The 23,115-nt window shown below is 72.7% G+C and carries 21 protein-coding genes, 1 other RNA gene and 1 pseudogene; 8 read left to right on the top strand and 15 right to left on the bottom strand.

What is annotated here, in order from left to right; genetic code table 11:
- Nucleotides 1-144 precede the first annotated feature (144 nt).
- On the bottom strand, nucleotides 145-945 hold the full coding sequence (gene yaaA, locus ACFWEE_RS22715; RefSeq protein ID WP_386891597.1) for a peroxide stress protein YaaA: 801 nt from the start codon (nucleotides 943-945) through the stop codon (nucleotides 145-147).
- A 211-nt stretch (nucleotides 946-1,156) separates the two neighbouring features.
- Between yaaA and ACFWEE_RS22710 the strand changes: the two genes are divergently transcribed.
- Together ACFWEE_RS22710 and rnpB are read left to right on the top strand one after the other, a co-directional pair.
- Nucleotides 1,157-1,702 (top strand): TetR/AcrR family transcriptional regulator, encoded by a 546-nt coding sequence (locus tag ACFWEE_RS22710; RefSeq protein ID WP_386891595.1) that lies wholly within the window; start codon nucleotides 1,157-1,159, stop codon nucleotides 1,700-1,702.
- Nucleotides 1,703-1,776: 74 nt separating this feature from the next.
- Nucleotides 1,777-2,178: RNase P RNA component class A (rnpB, locus tag ACFWEE_RS22705), an RNA gene on the top strand.
- 115 nt (nucleotides 2,179-2,293) lie between these two features.
- Here rnpB and ACFWEE_RS22700 read toward each other — a convergent pair.
- Both ACFWEE_RS22700 and ACFWEE_RS22695 read right to left on the bottom strand, forming a co-directional pair.
- Complete coding sequence (locus ACFWEE_RS22700; protein ID WP_386891593.1) at nucleotides 2,294-2,827, bottom strand: hypothetical protein; 534 nt, start codon at nucleotides 2,825-2,827, stop codon at nucleotides 2,294-2,296.
- 78 nt (nucleotides 2,828-2,905) lie between these two features.
- On the bottom strand, nucleotides 2,906-3,421 hold the full coding sequence (locus ACFWEE_RS22695) for a hypothetical protein (RefSeq protein ID WP_386891591.1): 516 nt from the start codon (nucleotides 3,419-3,421) through the stop codon (nucleotides 2,906-2,908).
- Between the two features lie 628 nt (nucleotides 3,422-4,049).
- On the opposite strand from ACFWEE_RS22695, the gene ACFWEE_RS22690 reads away from it, so the two are divergent.
- Entirely contained in the window at nucleotides 4,050-4,694 is a 645-nt protein-coding gene (locus ACFWEE_RS22690; RefSeq protein ID WP_386891590.1) for a DUF1707 domain-containing protein, read from the top strand.
- Between the two features lie 63 nt (nucleotides 4,695-4,757).
- Here ACFWEE_RS22690 and ACFWEE_RS22685 read toward each other — a convergent pair whose 3' ends face one another.
- The 3 genes from ACFWEE_RS22685 to ACFWEE_RS22675 form a co-directional block, all read right to left on the bottom strand.
- Entirely contained in the window at nucleotides 4,758-5,840 is a 1,083-nt protein-coding gene (locus ACFWEE_RS22685; protein ID WP_386891588.1) for an NUDIX domain-containing protein, read from the bottom strand.
- A 78-nt stretch (nucleotides 5,841-5,918) separates the two neighbouring features.
- The gene (locus tag ACFWEE_RS22680; protein WP_386891587.1) at nucleotides 5,919-6,749 is read right to left on the bottom strand and encodes a PIG-L deacetylase family protein; all 831 of its coding nucleotides are present in this window, start codon (nucleotides 6,747-6,749) and stop codon (nucleotides 5,919-5,921) included.
- Nucleotides 6,742-7,161 (bottom strand): hypothetical protein, encoded by a 420-nt coding sequence (locus ACFWEE_RS22675; RefSeq protein ID WP_386891585.1) that lies wholly within the window; start codon nucleotides 7,159-7,161, stop codon nucleotides 6,742-6,744. Before ACFWEE_RS22675 ends, ACFWEE_RS22680 begins: the two co-directional genes overlap by 8 nt.
- 417 nt (nucleotides 7,162-7,578) lie before the next feature.
- On the opposite strand from ACFWEE_RS22675, the gene ACFWEE_RS22670 reads away from it, so the two are divergent.
- Entirely contained in the window at nucleotides 7,579-8,496 is a 918-nt protein-coding gene (locus ACFWEE_RS22670; RefSeq protein ID WP_386891584.1) for a cation transporter, read from the top strand.
- A gap of 124 nt (nucleotides 8,497-8,620) precedes the next feature.
- Nucleotides 8,621-8,980, top strand: coding sequence for a hypothetical protein (locus tag ACFWEE_RS22665; protein ID WP_386891583.1), 360 nt, complete (start codon nucleotides 8,621-8,623; stop codon nucleotides 8,978-8,980).
- An 84-nt stretch (nucleotides 8,981-9,064) separates the two neighbouring features.
- Here ACFWEE_RS22665 and ACFWEE_RS22660 read toward each other — a convergent pair whose 3' ends face one another.
- Complete coding sequence (locus ACFWEE_RS22660) at nucleotides 9,065-11,326, bottom strand: HelD family protein (RefSeq protein ID WP_386891669.1); 2,262 nt, start codon at nucleotides 11,324-11,326, stop codon at nucleotides 9,065-9,067.
- A 305-nt stretch (nucleotides 11,327-11,631) separates the two neighbouring features.
- Between ACFWEE_RS22660 and ACFWEE_RS22655 the strand changes: the two genes are divergently transcribed.
- Nucleotides 11,632-11,973 carry a hypothetical protein gene (locus ACFWEE_RS22655; protein ID WP_386891581.1) on the top strand — a complete coding sequence of 114 codons (342 nt, stop codon included), beginning with the start codon at nucleotides 11,632-11,634 and terminating at the stop codon, nucleotides 11,971-11,973.
- Between the two features lie 109 nt (nucleotides 11,974-12,082).
- Here ACFWEE_RS22655 and ACFWEE_RS22650 read toward each other — a convergent pair whose 3' ends face one another.
- The gene (locus ACFWEE_RS22650) at nucleotides 12,083-13,117 is read right to left on the bottom strand and encodes a TetR/AcrR family transcriptional regulator C-terminal domain-containing protein (protein ID WP_386891580.1); all 1,035 of its coding nucleotides are present in this window, start codon (nucleotides 13,115-13,117) and stop codon (nucleotides 12,083-12,085) included.
- A 198-nt stretch (nucleotides 13,118-13,315) separates the two neighbouring features.
- Between ACFWEE_RS22650 and ACFWEE_RS22645 the strand changes: the two genes are divergently transcribed.
- On the top strand, nucleotides 13,316-14,575 hold the full coding sequence (locus ACFWEE_RS22645; protein WP_386891578.1) for an FAD-dependent monooxygenase: 1,260 nt from the start codon (nucleotides 13,316-13,318) through the stop codon (nucleotides 14,573-14,575).
- A gap of 33 nt (nucleotides 14,576-14,608) precedes the next feature.
- Here ACFWEE_RS22645 and ACFWEE_RS22640 read toward each other — a convergent pair whose 3' ends face one another.
- From ACFWEE_RS22640 to ACFWEE_RS22610, 7 genes and pseudogenes are all read right to left on the bottom strand, one after another.
- Nucleotides 14,609-14,998: a GntR family transcriptional regulator gene (locus tag ACFWEE_RS22640; RefSeq protein ID WP_386891576.1), complete on the bottom strand. Its 390-nt coding sequence runs from the start codon at nucleotides 14,996-14,998 to the stop codon at nucleotides 14,609-14,611.
- 56 nt (nucleotides 14,999-15,054) lie between these two features.
- Nucleotides 15,055-16,032 (bottom strand): ABC transporter permease, encoded by a 978-nt coding sequence (locus ACFWEE_RS22635; protein WP_386891574.1) that lies wholly within the window; start codon nucleotides 16,030-16,032, stop codon nucleotides 15,055-15,057.
- Complete coding sequence (locus tag ACFWEE_RS22630; protein ID WP_386891572.1) at nucleotides 16,029-16,991, bottom strand: ABC transporter ATP-binding protein; 963 nt, start codon at nucleotides 16,989-16,991, stop codon at nucleotides 16,029-16,031. The genes ACFWEE_RS22635 and ACFWEE_RS22630 overlap by 4 nt, the downstream gene beginning before the upstream one ends.
- A 211-nt stretch (nucleotides 16,992-17,202) precedes the next feature.
- Nucleotides 17,203-18,069 carry a glycosyltransferase family 2 protein gene (locus ACFWEE_RS22625; RefSeq protein WP_386891668.1) on the bottom strand — a complete coding sequence of 289 codons (867 nt, stop codon included), beginning with the start codon at nucleotides 18,067-18,069 and terminating at the stop codon, nucleotides 17,203-17,205.
- Between the two features lie 230 nt (nucleotides 18,070-18,299).
- On the bottom strand, nucleotides 18,300-19,154 hold the full coding sequence (locus ACFWEE_RS22620) for a PhzF family phenazine biosynthesis protein (RefSeq protein WP_386891570.1): 855 nt from the start codon (nucleotides 19,152-19,154) through the stop codon (nucleotides 18,300-18,302).
- 91 nt (nucleotides 19,155-19,245) lie between these two features.
- Nucleotides 19,246-20,484: a nucleotide disphospho-sugar-binding domain-containing protein gene (locus ACFWEE_RS22615; protein ID WP_386891568.1), complete on the bottom strand. Its 1,239-nt coding sequence runs from the start codon at nucleotides 20,482-20,484 to the stop codon at nucleotides 19,246-19,248.
- A gap of 41 nt (nucleotides 20,485-20,525) precedes the next feature.
- Nucleotides 20,526-21,175, bottom strand: a pseudogene (locus ACFWEE_RS22610) (CatB-related O-acetyltransferase).
- A gap of 259 nt (nucleotides 21,176-21,434) precedes the next feature.
- On the opposite strand from ACFWEE_RS22610, the gene ACFWEE_RS22605 reads away from it, so the two are divergent.
- Complete coding sequence (locus ACFWEE_RS22605) at nucleotides 21,435-23,102, top strand: alkaline phosphatase D family protein (RefSeq protein ID WP_386891567.1); 1,668 nt, start codon at nucleotides 21,435-21,437, stop codon at nucleotides 23,100-23,102.
- Nucleotides 23,103-23,115: the final 13 nt, after the last annotated feature.

Raw genomic sequence — 23,115 nt, 5'->3', positions numbered from 1 at the left:
CCGTACCGCACTCCCTGCAACGACCGTTGCGCATGCTGCAACGCGACCCCTGGGCCGGGCGGAATCGGATCTGCTCGGGGGAGCCTCCTCAGCGGATCCCCTTCAGCGGATCCCCCTCGCGGGGCCCCTTTCACCAACCCTCCCTCAGTGGATCTCCGTCACCACCACGTCGAGCGACCACGGCCGGCCCGCGCGGGCCGGAGCCTGCGCCTCCACCACGTAGCCGAGGTCCCGCAGCACCTCCACGAGCTGCTCAGGACTCCCCGGCGCGGCGCCCGCCTCCAGCAGGTCCCGGACCATGCGGCCCTTCGTCGCCTTGTTGAAGTGGCTGACCACGGAACGCTTCTCGACCCCGTCGACCAGCTGCGCGTGGAGCACCCGCACGCTCGCCGTACGCCCCGCGAGCTCCCCCTTCGGCTTCCACGCCGACGCGTACGCGGAGGACCGCAGGTCCAGGACGAGCCCGTCACCGGCGGCCTCCGGCAGGACCGGCTCCATCGCCGTACGCCAGTGCGCGGCGAGCGAGCCGAGGCCCGGCAGCTTCACGCCCATCGAGCAGCGGTACGACGGAATCCGGTCACTCACCCGTACGGCACCCCACAGCCCGGAGAAGACCAGCAGCGAGGACGAGGCCCGCCGCCGGGCCGCCGCGTCCAGGGTGGCCAGATCCAGCGCGTCGTACAGCACCCCGGTGTAGATCTCGCCGGCCGGCCGGGTCGGAGCCGTACGCAGCTCGGCGTTCTTGCCGACCTCGCCGCGCAGCCCCTCGGTGAGCCCGAGCACACCGCGCGCCTTCTCCTCGTCGGCCAGACACAGCTCCACCAGCTCGTCCAGCACGGCCGCACGCGCCGGGGCGAGCCCCGGCAGCGACAGGGACTCGGGCTTCAGGGGTGCTCCGCGTCCCGGGGCGGCCTTGCCCTCGGAGGGCGGCAACAGCACGAGCACGGCGGTTCTCCTTCGTACGGGGGCGGAACAACCAGGTTACGGGGCCGGGGGAGGACCCCGGGCCGGTCGCGGGCACCCCCCGGGGGCCGAGGCGCTGGGCCCTTCCGGTCGGTCAGGCGTGGGTCTCCTTTCGGCCATCACGGCCTGATCTCGTACGATCGCGCTGGCCGCCACGGACGCTCCGGGGCCAGGAAAGGAAAGGCCCCACCGCGTGACCGACCTCGCCGTCCGTGCTGCCCCTGCCGGCCTCGCCCCCGGCCGCCCCCGGCAGATCGTCGCCGCCGCCCGCGCCCTGCTGGAGGAGGAGGGGCCGGAGGCCCTCACCATGCGGCGCCTGGCCGAACGCGTGGGGTTCCGGGCCTCGTCCCTGTACAAGTACTTCCCCGACAAGTCCTCCGTGGTGGCGGCCCTGGCGGCCGAGATGTACCGCGAGACGGCCGCCGTACTGACCGCCGCCGAGGCGTCGGCGCCCGGCTCGTTCCCCGTCCTGGCCACGGCCTACCGCACCTACGCCCTGGCCCACCCCCACCTCTACCTGCTCGCCACCGGCTGCCGCCCGGACCTCCCGGCCCTCGTCCCCGACCGCCGCAAGGCCGCCGCCCCCCTCTACCGGGCCGTCGCCGGCGACGCGGACCGCGCCAGAGCCGCCTGGGCGTTCGCCCACGGCATGGTCGTCCTCGAACTGAACGGCCGCTTCCCCCCGGACACCGACCTCACCGAGGCCTGGACCGCGGGCATCACCGCCTTCTCCGGCTGAGGCCGCGAGGGCGGGGCGGCGAGGAGCCGTAGGCGGGAGCCCTTCCGTGCCGGGTACGATGGCCCCACGGCAGACGAGCCGGGCGGACGGCCGCGTGGGGATCTCCGGATCTCCCCGAGGAACGTCCGGGCTCCACAGGGCAGGGTGGTGGCTAACGGCCACCCGAGGTGACTCGCGGGACAGTGCCACAGAAAACAGACCGCCCGGGACCCAGGTCCCGGGTAAGGGTGAAACGGTGGTGTAAGAGACCACCAGCGCCTGAGGTGACTCAGGCGGCTAGGTAAACCCCACCCGGAGCAAGGTCAAGAAGGACCGTCGCAAGACGGCCCTGCGCGAACGTTCGAGGGCGGCCCGCCCGAGTTCGCGGGTAGACCGCAGGAGGCCGGCAGCAATGCCGGTCCTAGATGGATGGCCGTCTCCCCGGCCGCCGCGAGGCGACCGGGCGACAGAACCCGGCGTACAGCCCGACTCGTCTGCCTCTCCGCTTCGGCTCTGCCGCGGAAAGGGCCCCGGCTTACCAGCTCCGGTGGTCCTTTCCTGTATGTGTGGCCCTTTCCTGCTTTTTCAGAAGGCTGTCGCTCCGGTCGGAGATCAGCCCTTCAGGATCAGCGGACAGTCGTCCAGAATCTGCTTGATCGCTGCTTTGCGTGCTCGCGGGAGGCTGTGCGGGAGCTGTCTCAGTCGTTCGACGACGGTGGAGACCCATGCGGGGTCGCCGAGGTGTGATGCCTCTCCGCGCTCGGCGACTTGGCCGAGGAACCGGGAGAGAATCCTGATTTCGCGTGGTGGGTACCAGCGTGCGTGGTGGCTGAACTCCGCTTTCCAGGCGCCGCGTCCGTTGCGCAGGTGTGCCATGAGGTGCGCCGGTCCGCCGCCGGAGACGGACGCGCCTCTGAGGTTCGCCATGATTTGGGTGGCCTTGGCCAGTCCCTTGGAGTTGCCCAGTCGTGTCGCGACGGCGTAGATCTCCATTTCGGTGAATGCGTCCCAGGGGACGGGGGGTTCTTCCACGCCTCCGACCCGGTGGGACATTCCGCTCTGCTCGAATCGGAGGTGATCCTTGTTCGGATCACCGATGATCCAGGAGCCGTTTATGTACTCCAGGGGGCCGAGACGGTTGTTCATCCACTGATTTCCTGTTCGTTTGCGAGAAGGGGGACTCGTGCGTACGGGTGCCCCCTGTGCATCAGCCGGGTCGTGAGATCAGCAGTTGTCCAGAATCTGCTTGATCGCCGCCTTGCGTTTCCATGGCAGGCTGCGTGGGGTGCCGCGCAGCCTCTCGACGACCGTGGAAACCCATGCGGGGTCCCCGAGGCGTGATGCCTCTCCGCGCGCGACCACCTGGCGCAGGAATCCGGACAGAAGCCTGATCTCCCGATAGGGGTAGCGGCGGGCGTGGTGCCTGAACTCCGCCTCCCAGTACCGACGCACATCACTCAGATCTGACATCAGGCGGGCAGGGCCGCCACGACTGTAGGAAGCGCCCGACAGATTTGCCATGAAACCCACGGTCCAGACAAACCCCTTTGAGTTCCCCAGGCGCGTGGCGACCACCTCGATCCGAAGATCCTTGAGCAGCGTCCAGGACACCGGCGGAGCTGCCGTGCCACCCGCCCAATGCGACAGTCCACCCTGCTCGAACCGTATGTGATCACCGCTCGGGTCGCCTATGACCCATGATCCGGCTACGAGTTCCAGGGGGCCGAGGTGGTTGTTCACTTACTGATCTCCTGCGAACTGTCAGGCGGGACCGCCGGAAGCCTGGAAACCCCGCATGATCCATATCTCCGTATTGCCCTGAGGGAAACGGAGTTTCCGGCCTTCATGCTCTTGGTCCCTAGGGCTATGCCCACCGCCACCTTGCCGAAATCCTAGTCCATCGCCAGGTCCTTGGTGAACCCTCCGATTTTCCGTCGGCGGCTCCGGATGATTCCGTTGTCGTACCCGCTCTTGAAGATGGAAGTTCCCGCCCATGTGGCCATGGCGGCCCGAGGCTTTACGACCCACTGCGCCGGAGCCGGCTGTTTCGCGTTGTCCCGCGCCGCGCCCGAGTTGCCCTTCTCGATGCCGCCCCAGATTCCGCCCTTTCCGGCGTTCCGCGCCCGCCCATTCCCCCCGGCCACCTTGATCGCCCTTCTTGGGGGTCTGCTTCCAGACGTACGTGCCGCGCCTGATCCGACCGCCCTGATCCGACCGCCTGATCCGCCTGTGGGCCGCGCACCCGGCCGACGACGTACCGTCTCCGACGGTGTGCACCGATCCACCGGGATCACGGATGACGGCCTAGTCTTCTGCCTGCGCCCGCTGCCCGCGTCGCGCCCACGCGTGTGAGGACCAGGACGGAAGCATGTCGGGAGAGATGTCACCCACCGGGAAGCGCTCGGACTCCGGCTCGTCGCCCGGGTTGCGGGCCTCCCACGCGGACCGGGACCGGGTGGTCGATGTGCTGCGCATCGCGGCGGGGGACGGTCTGCTGGACGCGGACGAGCTGGACGAGCGCGTGGAACTCGCGCTGGCGGCACGGACATTGGGCGAACTGGCCGTGCTCACCGCCGATCTCCCGGCCGTCTCGGTCGCCGCGGACGGTACGGCGGCCGAGGTCAAGGACGTCGTCCGGATCGAGCAGGTCTTCAGCGGCCCGATCGAGCGGACGGGCCGCTGGGTGCTGCCGCGGCGGCTGGAGCTCGCGGTGAGCTGGTGCGACGTGACGCTCGACTTCACCGAGGCCGTCATCACACAGGACACCCTGCGGATCGATGTCGCCATGGCGGGGAAGAGCCTGACACTGGTCACGCGGCCGGGCATCGAGGTCGATGTCGACGGCCTGGCCCTGGCGCACTGCAAGCTCAAGCACCGCCGCGCGCCGCAGCCCGAGGGCATACCGATCACGCTGCGCGTGGAGCTCGTCGGCCAGAAGGCTCACGGCAACGTGGTGGTGCGGCCTCCGCGCCGGACCCTGGGGCAGTGGCTGCTGCGCAGGCCGGCCTCCTGACGCCGCCGAGCCGCGCCGGGCGGGGGTCCGGGACAGGGGGCCGGAGGGCAGGGGCCGGTCCGCTCACCAGGTGGCGGCATCCGTGAGTTCGGTGACCGGGCGGCGGGCGGCCTCGGGGAGACCGAGCCGGCGGCGGGCCTGGTGGACGGCGGCGAGCTGGCCGGTGGCGGGCGGTCCCCAGTCGAAGAGCTCCGCGACCTGCTCCGGGGTGGCCAGGACACGGGTGTGCGTTCGTTCGGTGGGCGCCGGGCCGACACCGTCGAGCGTCGCGGCGTACCGCAGCAGGCCGGGCTGCCCCGCGGGGGCCGTCAGATGGCCGAGGAGCAGGGGCGTGCCGATCCGGGCCGCCGCCTCCTCACCGGCCCCGCGCCGCAGGGTCGCCACCGGGTCGCCCCCGTCGTGCGCCGTGCTCGCGGCCCCCGGCAGACGGGCGGCTCCGGTGTCGGGGTCGAGGAGGGCGAGTACGCGGCCGTCCGGCGCGAAGAGCCACCCCCGGACCTCGGCCGCGTGCAGCCGGGCCGGGGTCGTGCTCGGGTGCCACGGGTAGCGCTGCTCGGCGCGGGCGGTCCCCAGGACGGCGAGTCGGTCGAGGACCGTGGGGGCGAGCGGGCGGCCGTTCTCCAGGAGCACCGCGCCGGAACCGTTGATCCGGGCGCGCAGCGCGGCGAGGGCGCGGCGGGCGTCGACCGGGGAGAGCAGGCCGGGCAGCCGGGCGGGCTCGACGAACTCGACGCCGGTGATCTCGCTCTCGGGGAGCCGGATTCCCGCGATCCGGTCGGCGTCCCACGTACCGCCGTCGAAGACGTGCAGGAGCTCGCCGGGAAACCGCATGCTCGCGGGCGCGCCGACGGTGTCGGCGGAGATCCAGTCCACGGCGAGACCCCGGTCGACCACGGCGGTGACCCCGAGTTCTTCCCTCAGCTCGCGGGAGGCCGCGTGCGCGGGGGACTCGCCCTTGTCGACGGCGCCGCCCGGCAGCAGGCGCGTGTCGCGGTAGTCGACGCTCTGGACCAGGACCTGCCCGAGCTGGTTGGTGATCAGCACGGAGGCGCCCGCCCACAGGGCTGCCGACGCGCGTAAGGCTCCGTACGCCTCGTCGCTCATCGCCGGACCGGACCGCTCGTCCGAGGGGGAAGTCGTTGTCATCGGTGCTCCGGTTTTCGAAGGGAGGAAGGAGAGAGAGGGGGGAGAGGGGTGCGTCTTGGTGGCGAGGGGTGAACGCCGCTATGAGGGGGCGCCGTCGGAGCCGGTACGGGGGTGGGGGACGGGGCCGGGCGTGAGGCGGGTGAAGTACTCGCGGCGCAGGATGCGGGTACGGCGCTCCGCGTCGAGGCGGGAGAGGACGGCGGGCAGCGGTCGTTCGCCCAGGAGTTGACTGGCGTGCGAGCTGATCGCCGCCCATTTCCTGGCGAGTTGGTCCGTCACGTCCACGGCGGTGGTCGTGTACGCGTCCGGCACGCTCAGCGCCGTCTTGCCGACGCCGTTCATCAGGCGCCCGAGGTCGCCCGCCGCGGAGGCCGGGTGGGTCCCCGCGTAGAGGGCGCCGGTCCGCCACGGCTCACCTGCCTCGGGGTACAGCCCGGCGGCCTGGACGGCGAGCAGGGTCACCTGATGGGTGCGCCGGTGGTCCGCGTGGCCGGTGAGCTGGCCGAACGCGTCATGGGTGAGGACGGCGGCGGGGCGGAACCCCCTGATGTGCGCGACCACCGCGGCGACCGCCTCGTCCAGGTCCGCGTCGCACAGCCGGGGCCGTCCGGGTGCGGAGGACTCGTTGCGGGCGTCGCGGTACCCGAGCATCCGCGGCGCGCCCGCGCCGAGAACGTCCAGGGCCGCGGCGAGCTCGGCCGCCCGGGGGCTGTCCGGGGCCCAGGTCGTGGTGACGACCGCCGTGCGGGAGCCGGCCGCCGCGTGCTGGGCGAGCACACCACCGGCGAGGAGGCTTTCGTCGTCGGGGTGCGCGAAGACCCCCAGTACTGAGGGGAGGACGGGGGCGTCGGGCGAGAGGGAGGGGGCCCAGGAGAGGGGGGCCGCCGTTCGGGGCGGGGCGTCAGGCATGGATGCCTCCAGGTGCGGACGGCGCGACGGGCGCGGGCGGTGCGCAAGCGCGGGCGGTGCGGAAGACGGAGTCGGTGTGGAAGGTGCGGCAGGCGGAACCGGCACGGAAGACGGAGCCGGTGCGGAAGGTTCGTACGGGCCGTCGCAGCACCAGGAACGCCAGGCCCGCCGCGTCGAACCGGGCGGTCTCCTCGAAGCCGTCCGCGAGAAGACCGAGCTCGTCCTCGTCCAGGGCGATGGGGCGCCGCTCCCCGGGGGTGGCCGCATCGGCGACGGGGGTGATCACGACGACCGCGCCGCCCTCGGGAGCCGGGACGTGCTCGGCCAGGAGCCGTTTCTCCTCGTCGCCGAGTCGCGCGAGACCGCGCCCCTCGCTGAAGTGTGCGGACCAGTCGGCCCTCGCGTATGCCACGGATCGCTCCCCTGGTGCGGACGGCGTGCGGTGTCGGGTCTGGGGCATGTCGCACGCCCCGGGCGCGGCGGCCGGTCCGGCCGGGGCACCAGGCTCAACGACGGCACGGGGAGGACGAACGCGTGTGTTTCGGTCGAGCCCCGGGCGCGCCACACCAGGCCGTACGTGCGTGCGGGCTGCATCAACCCGTGCGGCACAAGGGGCCCGGCCCGGGAGGGGATGGCCGAAACTCCCGGACCCGGCCCGAGGGCCGGACGCGTCACGTACCGGCCGGTGCGGCCTGACGCCTCCGGCCGGTGGGGCCCGGCGACCCCGGCCCGTGGGGCCCGGCGCCTCCGGCCGGTGCGGCCGGCGACCCGGACACCTGCGCGGCGAGGTCCGGTTGCCGCCCGGCCGGGCCCCCATAACGATGAGGGGGTGGAAGACGGAGGACCGTCCCGGGCGGCGCGGCACGAACAGCGGGCCCTGCGCGTCTCGATGGCGGTCTCGGTCGCCGTCGCGGTGGTGGGTGTGGCGTGGGGGCTCGTGGCCGGGTCGCAGGTGATCCTGCTCGACGGCGTCTACACCGTCCTCGGTCTCGGCCTGTCCTGGCTCGCGCTCCGCGCCTCCCGCAGTGCCGCGGCCGGTCCGACGTCGCGCTTCCCGTTCGGGCGCGAGTCCCTGGTGCCGGTGGTCGTGGGGGTGCAGGGCCTCGCGCTGCTCGGCACGCTCGGCTACGCCGCCGTGGAGGCGGTACGCGTCATCCTCGACGGCGGGTCCGAGGTGGCGGCGCTGGGCCTGGCGGTGTACGGGGCGGTGACCGGCCTGGCCTGCCTCGCGGCGTACGCCTATCTGACGCGGCGCGGCCCGCGCTCGGACCTGATCCGGACGGAGGCCACGGTCTGGCTCGCCGGGGCCGTCACCAGCTTCCTCATCGCGGTGGGCGGCGCGGTGGCGCTGCTGCTGGGCACGACGGTGTGGCACGGCGCGAAGCAGTACGCCGACTCGGTGCTGGTCCTGCTGAGCTGCGTACTGCTCGGCGGGCTGCCCGTACGCATGCTCCGGCAGGCCACGTCCGAGCTGCTGGAGTCCGCCCCGGAACCGGACGTGCACCAGCGGGTACGCGAGGTGGTGGAGCGGGTGCGCGTCGCCGAAGGGCTCCCCGAACCGGTGCTGCGCACCAGCAAGGTGGGCCAGAAGCTCTACGTCGAGATCGTCTTCGTGGTGCCGCCGGACAGCTGGGACCTCGCGGGCGAGGACCGGGTGCGGCGGGCGCTGCGGGACGGGCTCACCGCCCTGCCCTACGAACCGTGGAGCGTCGTCGAGATCACCTCGGACCCCGGTCTGGTGCTCTGATTCCGCCGGGCGGGGCGTGACCGGGCGGGCGTTCCCGGGCGGGCGTTCCCGGCGTCTACCCGTGGCGGTGAGTAAATAGTCCATTGCTCACCGCGCACGGCCGCCGGGCGCTACCGTGGTCGCCGTGGAAGACCTCGACGCCGAAGAAGCCGACAAGTGGCCTCTCCCGCCACCCTGGATGTGGGACTGCGAAGACTGCGTGACCCTGTACCGGCGGATGAGGGAAGCGCCCGAACTCGCGGCGGCGGCCCGGGAGGAGGTCGGTCCGGGCATCGACTGCGACCCCTTCGACCAGGTGATCACCACGCAGATCAGGCTCTCCCAGCACATCGCCAACCAGCACACGGCACACGTACCCGCCACCGTTCCGTCCTGCGGCCGGTGCGCCTCGGACGCGGTGTCCACGACGATGCCGCGGGCGCTGGTCCTGGAGCACCGGGCCCGGCACCTGGTCGTGCCGCCCAGCATCGTGGGCGGCATCTGAGAGAGGCGGCGTCCGAGAGGCCGCACCCGGGAGCGGACGGCGTCCGGGAGGCCGCACCCGGGAGGCGGATCGGGACGGAAGGCTCTACGCGTCCTCCTCCGGCAGCACCGGGGCGAACCCGATCAGCCCGAGCCGCTGGGTCGCCCGGGTCAGCGCCACGTACAGGTCGTTGACCCCGCGCGGTGAACCGGTCCTGATGCGTTCGGGCGCGACGACGACCACCGAGTCGAACTCCAGCCCCTTGGACTGCCGCGCGTCCAGGATCACCACCGGGGCCGCCAGGTCGGGGTCCGGTCCGGACGATGCGCCCGGCAGGGCCTCGGCCAGCTCGACGTGGAGCTCCCGCGGGGCGATCACCGCGAGTTTCCCCCCGTTCCGGGCCTCCCGGGCGACGGCCTCGGCCGCCGTACGCACCAGCTTCTCCGGCTCGGCGGTCAGGGTCCACGGCGCGACACCGGTGGAACGCACCGACCGGGGCGGTTCGAAGGACGGATCGGTCTCCCGCCGGACCTCGGCGGCCGTCTCCATGATCTCCTTCGGCGTACGGTAGTTGACGTCCAGGCGGGTGTGCTCCCAGCGGTCGCCCACGTACGGGCCGAGAATGTCCGCCCAGGAGTCGGCCCCGGCCGCCGAACCGGTCTGCGCCGGATCGCCGACGAGCGTCATGGAGCGGGTCGGGCAGCGGCGCATCAGCAACCGCCAGGCCATCGCGGAGAGTTCCTGCGCCTCGTCGACGATGATGTGGCCGAAGGCCCAGGTCCGGTCGGCGGCGGCGCGTTCGGCGGCGCTGCGGTGGTCCGCCTCCTCCTGGCGTTCGGCGAAGCGCTCGGCGTCGATGATGTCGTGCGCGGAGAGGATCTCGGCGTCGTCCTCGTCCTCGAAGTCGGTGGAGCGCGAGCCTTCCGAGAGGTCCAGCACACCCTGGGCGTACGCGATCCGTTTCCGGCGCTCCGCCTCCTCGGCCGCCCGCCGGGCGCTGTCGTCCTCGCCGAGCAGCTCGGCGGCCTCGTCGAGCAGGGGGATGTCGGCGGGGGTCCACTCCGTGCGGTCCGTCAGCCCGGTGGGGTCCGTGGCGTCCCGGCGGACCGTCTCCGCCTCCCCGGGCAGGAGCCCGGTGGGGGCGGTGAGGTAGGCGGCGAGGAACTGAGCGGGGGTGAGGCGGGGCCAGAGCCCGTCGACCGCCGCGTGCACCTCCTCGTTGTCCGCCACTTCATCGTGCAACTGCTCGATGTCGGAGGGGTCCAGGAGATTGGGGCCGCCCAGCGGGTCGGCTCCGATGCGGTCGGCGAGCTGCCGCGTCAGCGCGTCGACGATCCCCTCGGCGAACGGGCGGCGGGCGAGGTTGTGCGGCAGCCCGGTGTTCCGGGCCTCCGCCCTGACGCGCTCGACCGTGTCGCGGTCGAGGAACAGGGTGTCCCGGTCGTGCGCGATCTCGACGGGGTCGACGGGCAGCCGCTGGAGGTCCGCGACCGCACCGCGCAGCGCCTCGGCCATCCGGGCGGCGCCCTTGACGGACGCGGCCTCCGGGGTGTCGGTGCCGGTGGCTCGTACCCCGGGGAAGAGCTCGTCCGGGGTGGCCAGCAGCACACCGGTCTCGCCCAGGGAAGGCAGCACATTGCCGATGTAGCCGAGGAAGGCGGGGTTGGGGCCGACGATCAGCACCGCGCGGCGCGCCAGCTGCTCGCGGTACGCGTACAGGAGGTAGGCGGCACGGTGCAGGGCCACCGCCGTCTTTCCGGTGCCTGGCCCGCCCTCCACCACGAGTACACCCCGGTGCGGGGCGCGGATGATGCGGTCCTGCTCGGCCTGGATGGTCCGCACGATGTCCGTCATGCGGCCGGTGCGGGTGGCGTTCACGGCGGCCAGCAGCACGGCGTCGCCGTTGGGGTCCTCGTGGCCGGTCCGGAGCGCGGGCGCGGTCTCGTCCAGGTCCAGGATCTCGTCGTGCAGGGCGGTGACCCGGCGTTCGCGCGTGGTCAGGTGTCTGCGCCGCCGGAGCCCCATCGGGGTGTGGCCCGTCGCCAGGTAGAACGGGCGGGCCACCGGGGCACGCCAGTCGATGAGCAGCGGGGTGCGCGCCTCGTCCTCGGCACGGATGCCGAGGCGGCCGATGTGGTGGTGCCCGCCGTCGCGGAGGTCGATCCGGCCGAAACAGAGCCCGTCCTCCACGGCGTTCAGCGTGGCGAGGCGGTCCGACTGCTCGGCGACGGTGACGTCCCGCTCCAGCCGGGCCTGGCGGCTGTGCACGGGCTGCCCCAGCGAGCCGCGCACGGAGCCCTCGGCCCCCTCCCGCAGGGCGTCGAGACGCGCGTGGAGCAGGGTGACGAATTCCTGCTCGCGAACCATTTCCTCGCTTGACAATGTGACTCCGTAAAAGATAAGGTGAGCCCTGTGAATTTCTCCCGTGATGCGCTGCGGAGTTGACGCGGAGCTGACGCACCGAAATCACGGAAACATTCAGTTTAAGCAGACGGACGCCTCGGACGCCAATACGGTCCGGGGCTTTTTTGTGCTCCCGCCCGGTGTTGTCCGCTCGTTGTCCGCTCGGTTCGCGGTCCCCGTCGTCGCGTTTCCGTTCCCCGTCGTACGGCTCCGCTCCCGGCCGTCCACGGAGGATGCCGCGCGGCACACGCGCGGCGTAGCCTTCCGGCATGGATTCTTCCGCCGAGTGCCCGTCCGGTGCGGGCACGGCCGTCCCGGGATCGCGCCCCGCCGGGCGGCCCGCCCTCGACGGCCCCATGGCCGCGCCCGAGGTCACGTACACGGAGTGCCGCCGGTGCGGCACGCTCATCGCCGGTCTGGACGGGCGCTACGCCTGTCCGGGCTGCGGCTGGGTCAACGACCACTCGGAGGGGCACCGCGCCCTGCCGACCGCCGAGGACGACCCCGACTTCCCGGGACGCGCCGCCGCCCGTCGCCGTACGGGCACGGGCGCGGGGCGGGTGAAGGGCGCGGCCGGGAGCGGTCCGGCGCCGGGTGCGCGGGCGGACTGAACGGGGGTCGCTCGCCAGAGGCGTCCCGGACGCGGCAAGTGAGGGCCGGGGTGCCGGCGTCAAGGGCGAGCCGGCGTCGGGGGGCGAGCCGGTGTCAGGGGTGCGGGCGTCAGGGGTGCCGCGGTGCCCGAAGGCTCTCGATCCGGGTGGCGAAACCATCCAGCAGGCGTTGCAGGCCGAACTCGAAAAGCATGTCGAGATCGAAGTCGTACCCGGCCGCGGCGATGCGCTCCAACGTCGGGAACGCACCGGTCGAGAATGCCTCCCGGAGTTGTGATTCCTGCGTGTCCATCCACTCGTCGCTCGTCAGGCCGGTGAATTCCTCGGCCACGGCTTCGGGCTCGATATTGACCGCGGTACCGCGCACGTAATTGAACAGGGTGATGTGGAGTGTGAAGTGCGTCTGGCCGTCGAGGCCGCGCCCGTCCAGCGCCTGCAGGACCCACTCGGTGAAGGGCAGCGCCCCGGCGAGCAGCTGCGGCCGGGTCACCGAGAGCGCGGGCGCGAGCCAGGGGTGGCGGCGGAACGTCTGCCAGAGCAGCCGGGCGGCGATTTCCAGCCGCGCCCGCCAGCCCGCCGGGGGGTCCGCGGGGAGGCGCCACTCGGAGCAGGCGGCCTCCATCATCTGCGTCAGCAGGTCGTCCTTGTCGGTCACGTGACGGTAGAGCGACATGGTCGCCACCCCCAGTTCGTTGGCCACCCGCCGCATCGAGACCGCGCCCAGCCCCTCGACGTCGGCGACCGCGATGGCCGTCGCGATGATCCGCTCCCTGGCCAGCGCGACGGCCGGTCCGGCCGAGGCGCGAGCCGGGGCCGGGAGCGGGGGCGTCGAGGCGGAGGCCCGGAGCGGGGGCGTCGCGGGCGGGGCCGTGCGCCGCGTTCGCGCGGCGTTCTCGACCACGGTGCCGACGCCGGACACCGGGCGGACCAGGCCCGCGTGACGCAGCTCGGCGATGACCTTGGTCGCGGTGGCCATGGCGACCCCCCACTGCCGGGCGATCTCCCGGGTGGAGGGGATGCGCTCCCCGGGGCCGAGCTCCCCCGACTCGATCCGCTGCCGCAGGACCGCGGCGATCCGGCGGTAGGGCGGCTCCTGCGGCAGTGCCCGCGCCGGTCCGCCCTGCTCTTCCTCCGGCCGCCCCATGACGCCTCCGTACTAGTGCACCTCTGTCGGTCGGCACTGTAGCGCCTGGCTGCGACGGAAGGGGCCGCATCCGGGAAACCACCGGAAGGGCGGGTGCGCCCGGCCCCTTCCGTACTAGTGCACAGGCGGTCAATTTCCCTGTTTTCAAAGGGATCCATGGCTTGCAGGCCGCGTTGCGTACGCCGTACATTCCCATTCATGGGAAGAAACGACGTACTCATCTCCGGCGCCGGTATCGCCGGTCCCGCCCTCGCGTACTGGCTACGCGCGGCCGGTTTCCGCGTCACGGTCGTCGAGCGGGCGCCGAGCCCCCGGCCGGGCGGACAGACGGTGGACCTCCGGGGCGCCGGCCGGGAGGTGATCGGCCGCATGGGGCTCATGGACCGGGCGCGTGCCGTCGCCGTCGACCAGCGCGGCCTCGCCCTGGTGGACGCCCGGGACCGCGTCACCGCCGAGATGCCGACGGCAGCCTTCGGCGGGGAGGGGATCGTCTCCGAGATCGAGATACTCCGCGGCGACCTCGCCCGCCTCCTCTACGATGCCACCTCGCCGACCTCGGACGCCGCACCGGCCGCTCCCGGCACGGAGTACCTCTTCGACGACACCCTCACCGGGCTCGTCCAGGACGACGACGGCGTCACGGTCACCTTCGAGAGGGCGGGCCGGCGCCGCTTCGGGATCGTGGTGGGTGCCGACGGGCCGCACTCCACCGTCCGGGCCCTCGCCTTCGGGCCCGAGGCCGCCTTCGTCCGCCCGCTCAACTGCTTCACCGCGTGGTTCACGGCCCAGGAGGAGTGGGACCTCGGCGGCTGGTTCCGGATGTTCAACGCCCCCGGCGGGCTCGTCGCCTCCGCGCGCCCCGGCCGGCTCCCCGGTGAGATCAAGGCCGGACTCAGCTTCCGCGCGGAGCCCTTCGCGTACGACCGCCACGACACCGACGCCCAACGGGCCCTGCTGGCCCGCCGTTTCGAGGGCGCCGGATGGGAAGTCCCGCGCCTGGTGGCGGCGATGCGCACCTCGGACGACTTCTTCTTCGACTCCCTCGGGCAGGTACGCCTCGACAGCTGGTCGCGCGGGCGGGCGGTGCTCCTCGGTGACGCCGGGTACAGCCCCTCGCCGCTCACCGGCATGGGGACGAGCCTCGCCCTCGTCGGCGCGTACGTGCTGGCCGGGGAGTTGTCCACGCCCGGCGCCGGTCACCTCGACGCCTTCCGCGCCTACGACCGGATCATGCGCCCCTACGTCGACCGGGCGCAGCAGCTCCCTCCCGGTGGCACCTCCGGGTACGCACCGAACGGCGCGCTCGCCATCCGGCTGCGCGCCGCCTCGATGCGGTCGATGAACCGCTGGCCCATGCGGCAGGTGCTCGCCGCCCAGTTCGCCAAGGCCGGGGACATCGACCTGCCCGTCTACGCCCATCTGACGGCGGCTGCGGGAAAGCCCTCCACGACTTCTTGAGGGCGCCGCACCCCCGTCCGTCCGGCCGGTGCCTCAGCCCTCCTGCGGGTACGCCGTCTCGTACGCGGCGCTGAACAGCGCCTTCACGTCGTGCCCCGACAACCCCTCGGTACGCGCCTGGACCAGCCACGCGTCGAGAGCGGTGCGCAGCGGCGAGTCCGGACCCGACTGGGGCCGGGCGAGGTCACGGGTGATGAAGGTGCCCGCCCCCTGGCGCACCTCGGCGAAACCCAGGCGCTCCAGCTCCCGGTACGCCTTGAGGGTCGTATTGGGGTTGACCTTGGTGGTGGCCGCCACCTGGGCGGCCGTGGGCAGCTTGTCCCCCTCCTGGAGGGCGCCCATCCGCAGGGCCTGCTCGACCTGGTGCACGATCTGCAGGTACGTGGCGATGCCGCTGCGCCGGTCGATGCGGAAAACGACCACTGCTCTTCACCCTTCCGCTCGACTGAGGAGACTTTACGGACACGGAGGGCGCTCCGTCACAGCGGGCGCCGCGAGACGCGCCACACGACGAAAACCGTCAGGACCAGCGTGGCGGCGAGCAGGATCGCCGCGCCGGTCCACTGCATGGAGGTCATCTGGTCGTATTCGAGGTACTCGACGACGTTGTTCACGATGCCCTTCTCCTTGACGCAGGCGTTCTGCGCGGCATCGGTCGCCTCGGCGCAGGTGCCCCAGCCGTAGAGCGTGCCGTCGGCGGTGCCGACCCAGTTGTCCAGCTGCTGCAGGCCCTGGTGCGTGGTCGGCATCTCGCCGTTCAGCGGATAGGTGAGCAGATGGCTGGTGCCGAGGCTGCTGCGGAACCGGCCCCAGACGACGTTCACGACGACGCTGACGGCGAGGGTCACCGACATGGAGAGCATCACGCGGCGCAGCAGCACCCCTACGGTGACGCCGACCGCCGTCAGGAAGAGGCAGAACGCGGGCAGCACCGGGCCGGTGTTGTCGAAGACCGACGCCTCCAGCCAGGAGGCGGGGAAGACCTCGCGGTACGGCTTCCACCACCAGGTGCACAGCACGGAGAGCACCAGGCCGGCGGCGAGCGCGAGGGTGTAACCCAGCGTCAGTTTGGCGAGCAGCCAGCGGTGGCGCGGCACCGACTGGGTGGTGACGAGCTGGGCCGTCCCCTGCTCCTGGTCGGAGGAGATCAGCGGTGCGCCGACGAAGACCCCGAGGAGCACCGGGAAGGAGCCCAGCCCCAGCATGAGATAGCTGAAGAGCTGGCCGAGCTGGAGCGAGCTCGTCAGGTCCTTCCCCGGCCAGCCGGCCGCGTCCAGCTTGTCGATCATCCCTGCGCGCAGCCGGAGGATCGCGGCGGCACCGAGGACCACCAGCGCGCACACGGAGTACAGCGTCGCCCGGTGCTGACGCGCCATGAGCCAGGTCAGCCCGCGCAGCGGGCCGCGCCGGACGGTGCCCGCCCCCGTGGCGGCGTCGGTCGGGGTGATGGTGGTCATGATGCGGTGATCCCTTCGATGTCGACGCGGGCGCCCGGGGTGAGGAGCGCGGGCGCGTCCGGTGAACGGAGGTGGGCCAGCAGTACCTCCTCCAGGCTCGGTTCGCTGATCTGCCAGTCGCCGGTGAGCGGGCCGTCGGGGCGTACGAGCGCCTGGAACTGGCGCCCGCGCACGCGGGACTCGATCACGGTGTGGCGGGTCAGCTCCGGCGGCAGCCCGCCGTCCGCCGCCAGCCCGGTCACCAGGGCGTGGGCGGGCACCAGGGTGTCGGTGTCACCGGCCATCCGGAGCCGGCCTTCCGACACCACCAGCAGGTAGTCGCACATCTCCTCCAGCTCGCCGAGCATGTGGGAGGACATCAGGACCGTGGTGCCGCGTTCGGTGGCCTCCGACATCAGCAGGGTGCTCATCTCGTCGCGCGCCAGCGGGTCGAGGTCCGACATCGGCTCGTCGAGCAGCAGCAGGTCCGGGCGCTTGCCGAAGGCGAGCGCGAACGCGACCCGGGTGCGCTGGCCGCCGGAGAGCGTGCCGACGCGGGCGTCCAGCGGGACCCGGCCCGAGCGGACGATCCGTTCCGAGGCCGCCATGTCCCAGCCGGGGTTCAGCTCGGCGCCCATCCGCAGCGTCTCGGCCACCGTGAACCGCTTGAAGAGCGGCTTCTCCTGGCCGAGGAAGGCGAACCGGGGCATGGCCGAGGTGTCGTCCACCGGGATGCCGAAGAGTGTCAACCCGCCCTCCGTCGGGGCGATCTGCCGGGACGCGATCCCCAGCAGGGTGCTCTTGCCCGCGCCGTTGGGTCCGACGAGACCGCAGATCCGACCGGCCGGGAGCCGGAAGGAGCAGTCCCGCAGGGCCCAGCCGCGGCGGTACCGCTTGCCAAGACCGCGGGCCTCCAGGGCCCATTGCTCGGACGTCTTGCTCGGTGTGCTCGGGTGTTCCACGCCTCGCCCCAATTCCATGAGTCAATTAATGGAATAATTGACTGACGAGTGGGAGGCTGTCAAGGAGCCCTTCCGCCCCGGGGGTTGGAGGCTGCTGTGGTTCGGGGGCTCGGGGCCGCGGGGGAGCGCTGCCGCATCCGGAAACGCCGATCGCCCGGAACGCGGGGCGTCCGGGCGATCGGTGAAAGAGAGGCGGAGCGGGGGTACGAAGGCGGTGAAAGGCGGCCCGTCAGACGAGCGGCGGCCGGCCGAGCCGGGTCATCCGCCACACCGTGCGCCAGCGCATCGGGTTGCGGGGGCCGCAGGGGGTGCGCATGCCCTCGACGAAACCGCCCATCCAGGACTTCAGCCCCTTCGCGGACCGGGTCCGGGCGAGGGTGAGCAGCGTCCACACGCCCAGGTAGAGCGGGACCAGCGGCGCGGGGAGGTTGCGGCGGGCCAGCCAGACCCGGTTGCGGGCGGTCATCCGGTAGTAGACCGCGTGCCGGGCCGGTGAGGTCTTCGGGTGCTGGAGCAGCAGACCGGGCTCGTAGAGGATGTTCCAGCCCCCGTCGAGCGCCCGCCAGGAGAGGTCCGTCTCCTCGTGGGTGAAGAAGAACTCGGCCGGCCAGTGGCCCGTGCCCGCCAGCATCTTCATGGAGAGAGCGTGCGCGCCGCCCAGGAAGGCGGTGACCAGCCCGCGCCGCATCGGGTCGGAGGCGCGCAGGCGCGGGATGTGCCGACGCTGCGTCTCGCCGTGCTCGTCGGCGATCCGGAAACCGACGATGCCGAGGTCCGGGTCGGCGGCGTACAGGCTCTGGACCGTGCTGAACACGTTCTTCTCGACCAGCAGGCCGTCGTCGTCCAGCTCGATCACCACGTCCACGTCGCCGAGCTCGGCGAGGCGGGCGAGGCCGACGTTCCGGCCGCCGGGGCAGCCGAGGTTCTCCTCGTTCTCGATGAGGGTCACCCCGCCCTCCAGGTCCTCCAGGCCGGGGAAGGCGGAGAAGTCCGGGAGCTTCGTGCCGTTGCCGATGACGACGAGCCGGGTGGGCCGGACGTCCTGCATGGCCACCGACGCGAGGAGGGCCTCCACCGCCTGCGGGCGGTCACCCATGGTGACGATGGAGACACCGATGCGTGGTGCGAGGGCTGCGGATGGGGACAAGATCGGTACTCCCGTGCTCGGCTGCGGTGTCCGCGATCGTACGCCCCGGAATTGGGCCGCCCGACTCCGAACCGTCGTACGGATGCCGAGTGGCGTTCACCGGGCGCCGGGCGGGAACACCGGGAAGGGACGCCGGACGGGGACGGCCCGTGCCCGGTCGTCCGGTCGCCCGGCCCGGGTCAGCCGATCCGCGTCCCCGCGCCGCTCACCCGTACGCGCGCGTCGCCCGGGCGCAGCTCCACCGTGAGGGTGCCGGGCCGGCCCATGTCCTCGCCCTGGTACAGCGTGAGCACGGCCTCCTCGGGGACCAGGCCCAGCTCACGCGCGTACCCGCCGAAAGCGGCGGCGGCGGCGCCCGTCGCGGGGTCCTCCACCACCCCGCCCACCGGGAACGGGTCACGGGCGTGGAAGACCCGATCGGACTCCCGCCAGACGAGCTGGACGGTGGTCAGGTCCAGTCGGCGCATGAGGGCTTCGAGCCGGGAGAAGTCGTACGCCAGGTCCGCGAGGCGCTCGCGCGTCGCGGCGGCCAGCACCAGATGGCGGGCCCCGGCGAACGCGATACGGGGCGGCAGCGCCGGGTCCAGATCGGCGGCCGGCCAGTCGAGCGCCGCCAGCGCCTCCGCGAGATCGGCGGGGGAGACCTCCGTCACGTGCGGTTCCACGCTGGTCAGCGTGGCCCGCAGGGCCCCGTCGCGCGATTCCACCGTGACCGGCACCGGACCGGCCGACGTCAGGAACTCCAGGTCACCCGGGCCGTCGCGGTCCGCCAGCGCGAGCGCGGCGGCGACCGTCGCGTGCCCGCAGAACGGCACCTCGGCCTTCGGGCTGAAATAGCGGACGGCGTAGGCCCGTTCCCCGGGTGCCTCCGTCAGGAACGCGGACTCGCTGTAACCGAGGGCGTCGGCGATGGTGAGCATCCCGGCGTCGTCGAGGGCCGACGCGTCCAGGACGACCCCCGCGCGGTTGCCGCCCGCCGGGTCGGTGGAGAAGGCGGTGTAGTGCAGGATCTCGGTGGAGGGCTCAGTCGTCATGCAACCGCTCAACCGGCGCGCTCCCACGAGCATTCCCCGACCCCGACCCCGACCCCGACCCCGACCCCGACGCCGACGCCTTCGGCCGGGCTCAGCCCAGCTGGGCCTCGACGAGGTCGGCCGCTCGCAGGGTGCCTCCCTCGGCGCGCGCCTCGGCCCGGAGCTCCGCCGAGCGGCGGGCGACCTCCGGGTCGCCGAGGAGTTCGTCCAGCGCGGTCCGCAGTGCGTCGGCGGTGGCGTCCTCGGTGTCGACGCGCCGGGCCACGCCCAGCTCCACGAGCCGGTCGGCGTTCATGAACTGGTCGACGGCCTGCGGAACCGCGATCATGGGCACGCCCGCCATCAGCCCCTCGCCGCAGCCGCCCATCCCGGCATGGGTGACGAAGGCGTCCACCTGTTCCAGGATCTCCCGCTGCGGCACCCACCGGTGCACCTCCACGTGGGGCGGGATCTCGCCCAGTTCCGCCAGGTCGGTGTGTTTCCCGATCTGGAGCACCAGATGCAGATCCGGCCGGCCGCCGAAGGCAGCCAGGCACTGGCGGTAGAACTCCGGCCGGTCGGTGTACGCCGACCCGAGCGACACCAGCAGCACGCGCCCGGCACCGGCGGGACGCGTCCAGCCGCTGCCTCCGTCCGTGCCGTCCCCGCCCGTACCGTTCCCGCCCGTCCGGCCGCCGCCCGTACCCCCTGGGACGCCGCGCGGGGGCACGCAGGTGCCGACGAAGGTCACGGCGTCGGTGTCCACCCGGTCGGCGTGCGGCTGCATCGCCCGGGGGATCAGGGCCAGGGCGCGGGCCGGGTGGCCGGTGAAGGCCTCCATGTCGGTGGTGGTCGCCCCGCACGTGGCGAGCCACCCGGCGAACTTCGCCCGGTAGGCGTCGGCGCCCGGCAACTGCCAGAGCCGCGCCGCCACTTCCTCCCCGTACCCCTCCCAGCCCACCAGGGTCGGGGAGAGCTGCACGAGGGGCCGGCGCTGCGACTCCGCTAGCGCCCGCGCCGCGTAGGCGCCGATGTCGTAGAGGTAGAGGTCGGCGGGGTCGTCCTCGTAGAAGGCGCGCAGCTGCGGAAGGGCCCGGACGGCGTCGTCGAGGAAGAGCTCCATGGCGGCGATCGGGTCGTCGGGCCACTTGTTGTCGGCGACCGGCAGCCCGGAGGCGCAGGGCACGAGCTCCGCGCCGGTGGGGGCGATCAGTCCGGCGACCGCCGGATCGTTGGCGTACGTCACCCGATGGCCGCGGGAGACCAGTTCGCGGATGATCTCCAGGCTGGGCAGCACGTGGCTGACGGCGGGAATCGCGGCCATCGCGATGTGGGCGCGGCGACGGGGCATCGGGGATCACACCTTCCGGGTCTGCGGTGGGACGGGCACCATCATGCGCGGCGCGGGTCCGGCGCCGCGGCTTCCAGCTCGGCGACGCTGCCCGACATGACCGTCCGGATGTGGGCGGTCAGGTGCTCGGCGGGCCAGTCCCACCAGGCCACCGCCAGCAGCCGTGCGACGTCCTCGGCGCCGAAGCGGGTGCGCAGCAGGCGGGCCGGGTTGCCGCCGACGACGCCGTAGTCGGGCACGTCCGCGGTGACCACCGAGCCGGCGCCGACGATCGCCCGTGCCCGATCCGTACGCCCGGCAGCACCGTGGCGCCGTGGCCGAACCAGACGTCGTTGCCGACGACGGTGTCGCCCCGGTCCGGCAGGCCCGTCAGCAGGTCGAAGTGGTCGGACCAGGAGCCGCCCAGGGTGGGGAAGGGGAACGTGGACGGGCCGTCCATGCGGTGGTTGGCGCCGTTCATGAGGAACCGCACCCCCGTGCCCAGCGCGCAGAACTTCCCGATGACCAGCTTCTCCGGGCCGTAGTGGTAGAGCACGTTGCGCGTCTCGAACGCGGTCGCGTCGTCCGGGTCGTCGTAGTAGCTGTACTCCCCGACCTCGATCAACGGGGAGGTCACCAGGGGGCGGAGCTGCACGACCCGGGGCTGTCCGGGCATCGGATGGAGCACGGTGGGGTCGGCGGGTACGGGCACGTCGGGCGGTCCTCCCGGAAGCGGCGTCGGTTCCTCACCCATGATCGCAGCGCGGCTCCTGCCCGGACAGCCGTTTTTCACCTGCGGGAACGCGCGCCGACGACCGCCGCCCCCGGCGTACCCGGTGCTCACCGTCCCGCCATCCGAATGTTGTGCACCCGACAAGCCGCGGACGCCGTTCCGCACTCCAATACCCACGGGGCGTCCGGCGGTCCGAAGGCCGGCCCCCTCGACAGCCGTCTGCCAGGGGAGAGAACCGATGACGCCCGCACCCACCACCACGGACGCCGAACGCCCGGACCACCCGGCCGAGTTCCGCGCGGCGGCCCGCCGCCACCGCGAGGGCGTGGGACGCCGCCGCTTCCTCACCACCACCGGCGCCGCCGCCGCACTCGCCTTCGCCGTGAACCTGCCCGCCGCCGGCACGGCGAGCGCCGCCGAACTCGACCCCCGCAGGATCGCCGAGAACCCGTTCACGCTCGGCGTGGCCTCCGGCGACCCGCTCCCCGACTCGCTCCTGCTCTGGACGCGCCTCGCCCCCCGCCCGTACGAGGCCGACGGCGGACTGCCCGCCGCCCGCGTCCAGGTCGGCTGGGAACTCGCCCACGACGAGCGCTTCCGCCGGGTCGTCCGGCGTGGAACCGCCACCGCCCACCCGGAGTTCGCCCACAGCGTCCGCACCGAGGTCCGCGGCCTGGAACCCGGCCGCACCTTCTACTACCGCTTCCGCGCCGGTGGCTGGACCAGCGAGACCGGCCGCACCCGCACCGCCCCCGACCCGCACGCCCGCAACCGCGCGGTGAGACTCGCCGCCGTCTCCTGCCAGGCCTACCACGACGGGTACTTCACCGCCTACCGCCACCTCGCGGCCGAGGACGTGGACGCCGTCTTCCACCTCGGCGACTACCTCTACGAGTACGCCGTCACCGCCACCGGCGGCGCCCGCGCCTACACCGACCGCGTGCTGCCCGACGTCTTCAACCGGGAGACGCTGACCCTGGAGGACTACCGGCTGCGGTACGCCCTCTACAAGTCCGACCCCGATCTGCGCGCCGCGCACGCCGCGCACCCCTTCGTCGTCACCTGGGACGACCACGAGACCGAGAACAACTACGCTGACGACACCCCCGAGAACAGCGTGCCCGCCGAGGAGTTCCTGCTCCGCCGGGCCGCCGCCTACCGCGCGTACTGGGAGAACCAGCCGCTGCGCACCCCGCAGCGCCCCACCGGCCCCGACATGCGCCTCTACCGGCGGCTGCGGTTCGGCCGGCTCGCGCAGTTCGACATCCTCGACACCCGCCAGTACCGCAGCGACCAGGCGTACGGCGACGGCTGGAAGGTCCCCGGACCGCAGTCCGAGGACCCCGCCCGCACCCTGACCGGTGCCACCCAGGAGCGGTGGCTCATCGACGGCTGGCGGACCTCCCGCGCCACCTGGAACGTCATGCCCCAGCAGGTCACCTTCGCCCAGCGCAAGGACGTGCCCACCGCCGCCTACAAGTTCTCGATGGACTCCTGGGACGGCTACCCGGCCTCCCGGCAACGGGTGCTGGACGGCGCCGAGTCGGCGGGCGTCGACAACCTGCTGGTCCTCACCGGGGACGTGCACGTCGCCTACGGCTTCGACCTGAAGAAGGACTTCGACGACCCCTCGTCCCGTACCGTCGGCACGGAGATCGTCACCTCCTCGATCACCAGCGGCAAGGACGGCTCGGTGAGGCCCGCCAGTTGGGACAACCAGATGGCGGCCAACCCGCACCTGAAGTTCTACGACGGCCGGCGCGGCTACGCGCTCGTCACCCTCGAAAACGACCACGCCCGCGCCGACTTCCGCGCGGTCGACGCCGTCACCACGCCCGGCGCCCCCGTCACGACGGCCGGTTCCTTCGTGACGGAGGCGGGCAACCCGGGGCTGACCCCGGCCTGAGTCTGTTGTGTGA

Source organism: Streptomyces sp. NPDC060184 (genome assembly GCF_042728795.1).
Taxonomy (GTDB): domain Bacteria; phylum Actinomycetota; class Actinomycetes; order Streptomycetales; family Streptomycetaceae; genus Streptomyces.
Note: the sequence above shows the minus strand (reverse complement) of the source record. Positions and strands in the feature narration are given on the sequence as shown.

What these genes read in the sequence shown, in the direction of transcription:
- ACFWEE_RS22660 (WP_386891669.1), bottom strand. Translation starts at nt 11,326, where the DNA reads ATGGTTCGCGAGCAGGAATTCGTCACCCTGCTCCACGCGCGTCTCGAC.
- ACFWEE_RS22685 (WP_386891588.1), bottom strand. Translation starts at nt 5,840, where the DNA reads ATGACAACGACTTCCCCCTCGGACGAGCGGTCCGGTCCGGCGATGAGC.
- ACFWEE_RS22605 (WP_386891567.1), top strand. Translation starts at nt 21,435, where the DNA reads ATGACGCCCGCACCCACCACCACGGACGCCGAACGCCCGGACCACCCG.
- ACFWEE_RS22615 (WP_386891568.1), bottom strand. Translation starts at nt 20,484, where the DNA reads ATGCCCCGTCGCCGCGCCCACATCGCGATGGCCGCGATTCCCGCCGTC.
- ACFWEE_RS22620 (WP_386891570.1), bottom strand. Translation starts at nt 19,154, where the DNA reads ATGACGACTGAGCCCTCCACCGAGATCCTGCACTACACCGCCTTCTCC.
- ACFWEE_RS22635 (WP_386891574.1), bottom strand. Translation starts at nt 16,032, where the DNA reads ATGACCACCATCACCCCGACCGACGCCGCCACGGGGGCGGGCACCGTC.
- ACFWEE_RS22630 (WP_386891572.1), bottom strand. Translation starts at nt 16,991, where the DNA reads ATGGAATTGGGGCGAGGCGTGGAACACCCGAGCACACCGAGCAAGACG.
- ACFWEE_RS22645 (WP_386891578.1), top strand. Translation starts at nt 13,316, where the DNA reads ATGGGAAGAAACGACGTACTCATCTCCGGCGCCGGTATCGCCGGTCCC.
- ACFWEE_RS22655 (WP_386891581.1), top strand. Translation starts at nt 11,632, where the DNA reads ATGGATTCTTCCGCCGAGTGCCCGTCCGGTGCGGGCACGGCCGTCCCG.
- ACFWEE_RS22680 (WP_386891587.1), bottom strand. Translation starts at nt 6,749, where the DNA reads ATGCCTGACGCCCCGCCCCGAACGGCGGCCCCCCTCTCCTGGGCCCCC.
- ACFWEE_RS22650 (WP_386891580.1), bottom strand. Translation starts at nt 13,117, where the DNA reads ATGGGGCGGCCGGAGGAAGAGCAGGGCGGACCGGCGCGGGCACTGCCG.
- ACFWEE_RS22690 (WP_386891590.1), top strand. Translation starts at nt 4,050, where the DNA reads ATGTCGGGAGAGATGTCACCCACCGGGAAGCGCTCGGACTCCGGCTCG.
- ACFWEE_RS22625 (WP_386891668.1), bottom strand. Translation starts at nt 18,069, where the DNA reads ATGGGTGACCGCCCGCAGGCGGTGGAGGCCCTCCTCGCGTCGGTGGCC.
- ACFWEE_RS22700 (WP_386891593.1), bottom strand. Translation starts at nt 2,827, where the DNA reads ATGAACAACCGTCTCGGCCCCCTGGAGTACATAAACGGCTCCTGGATC.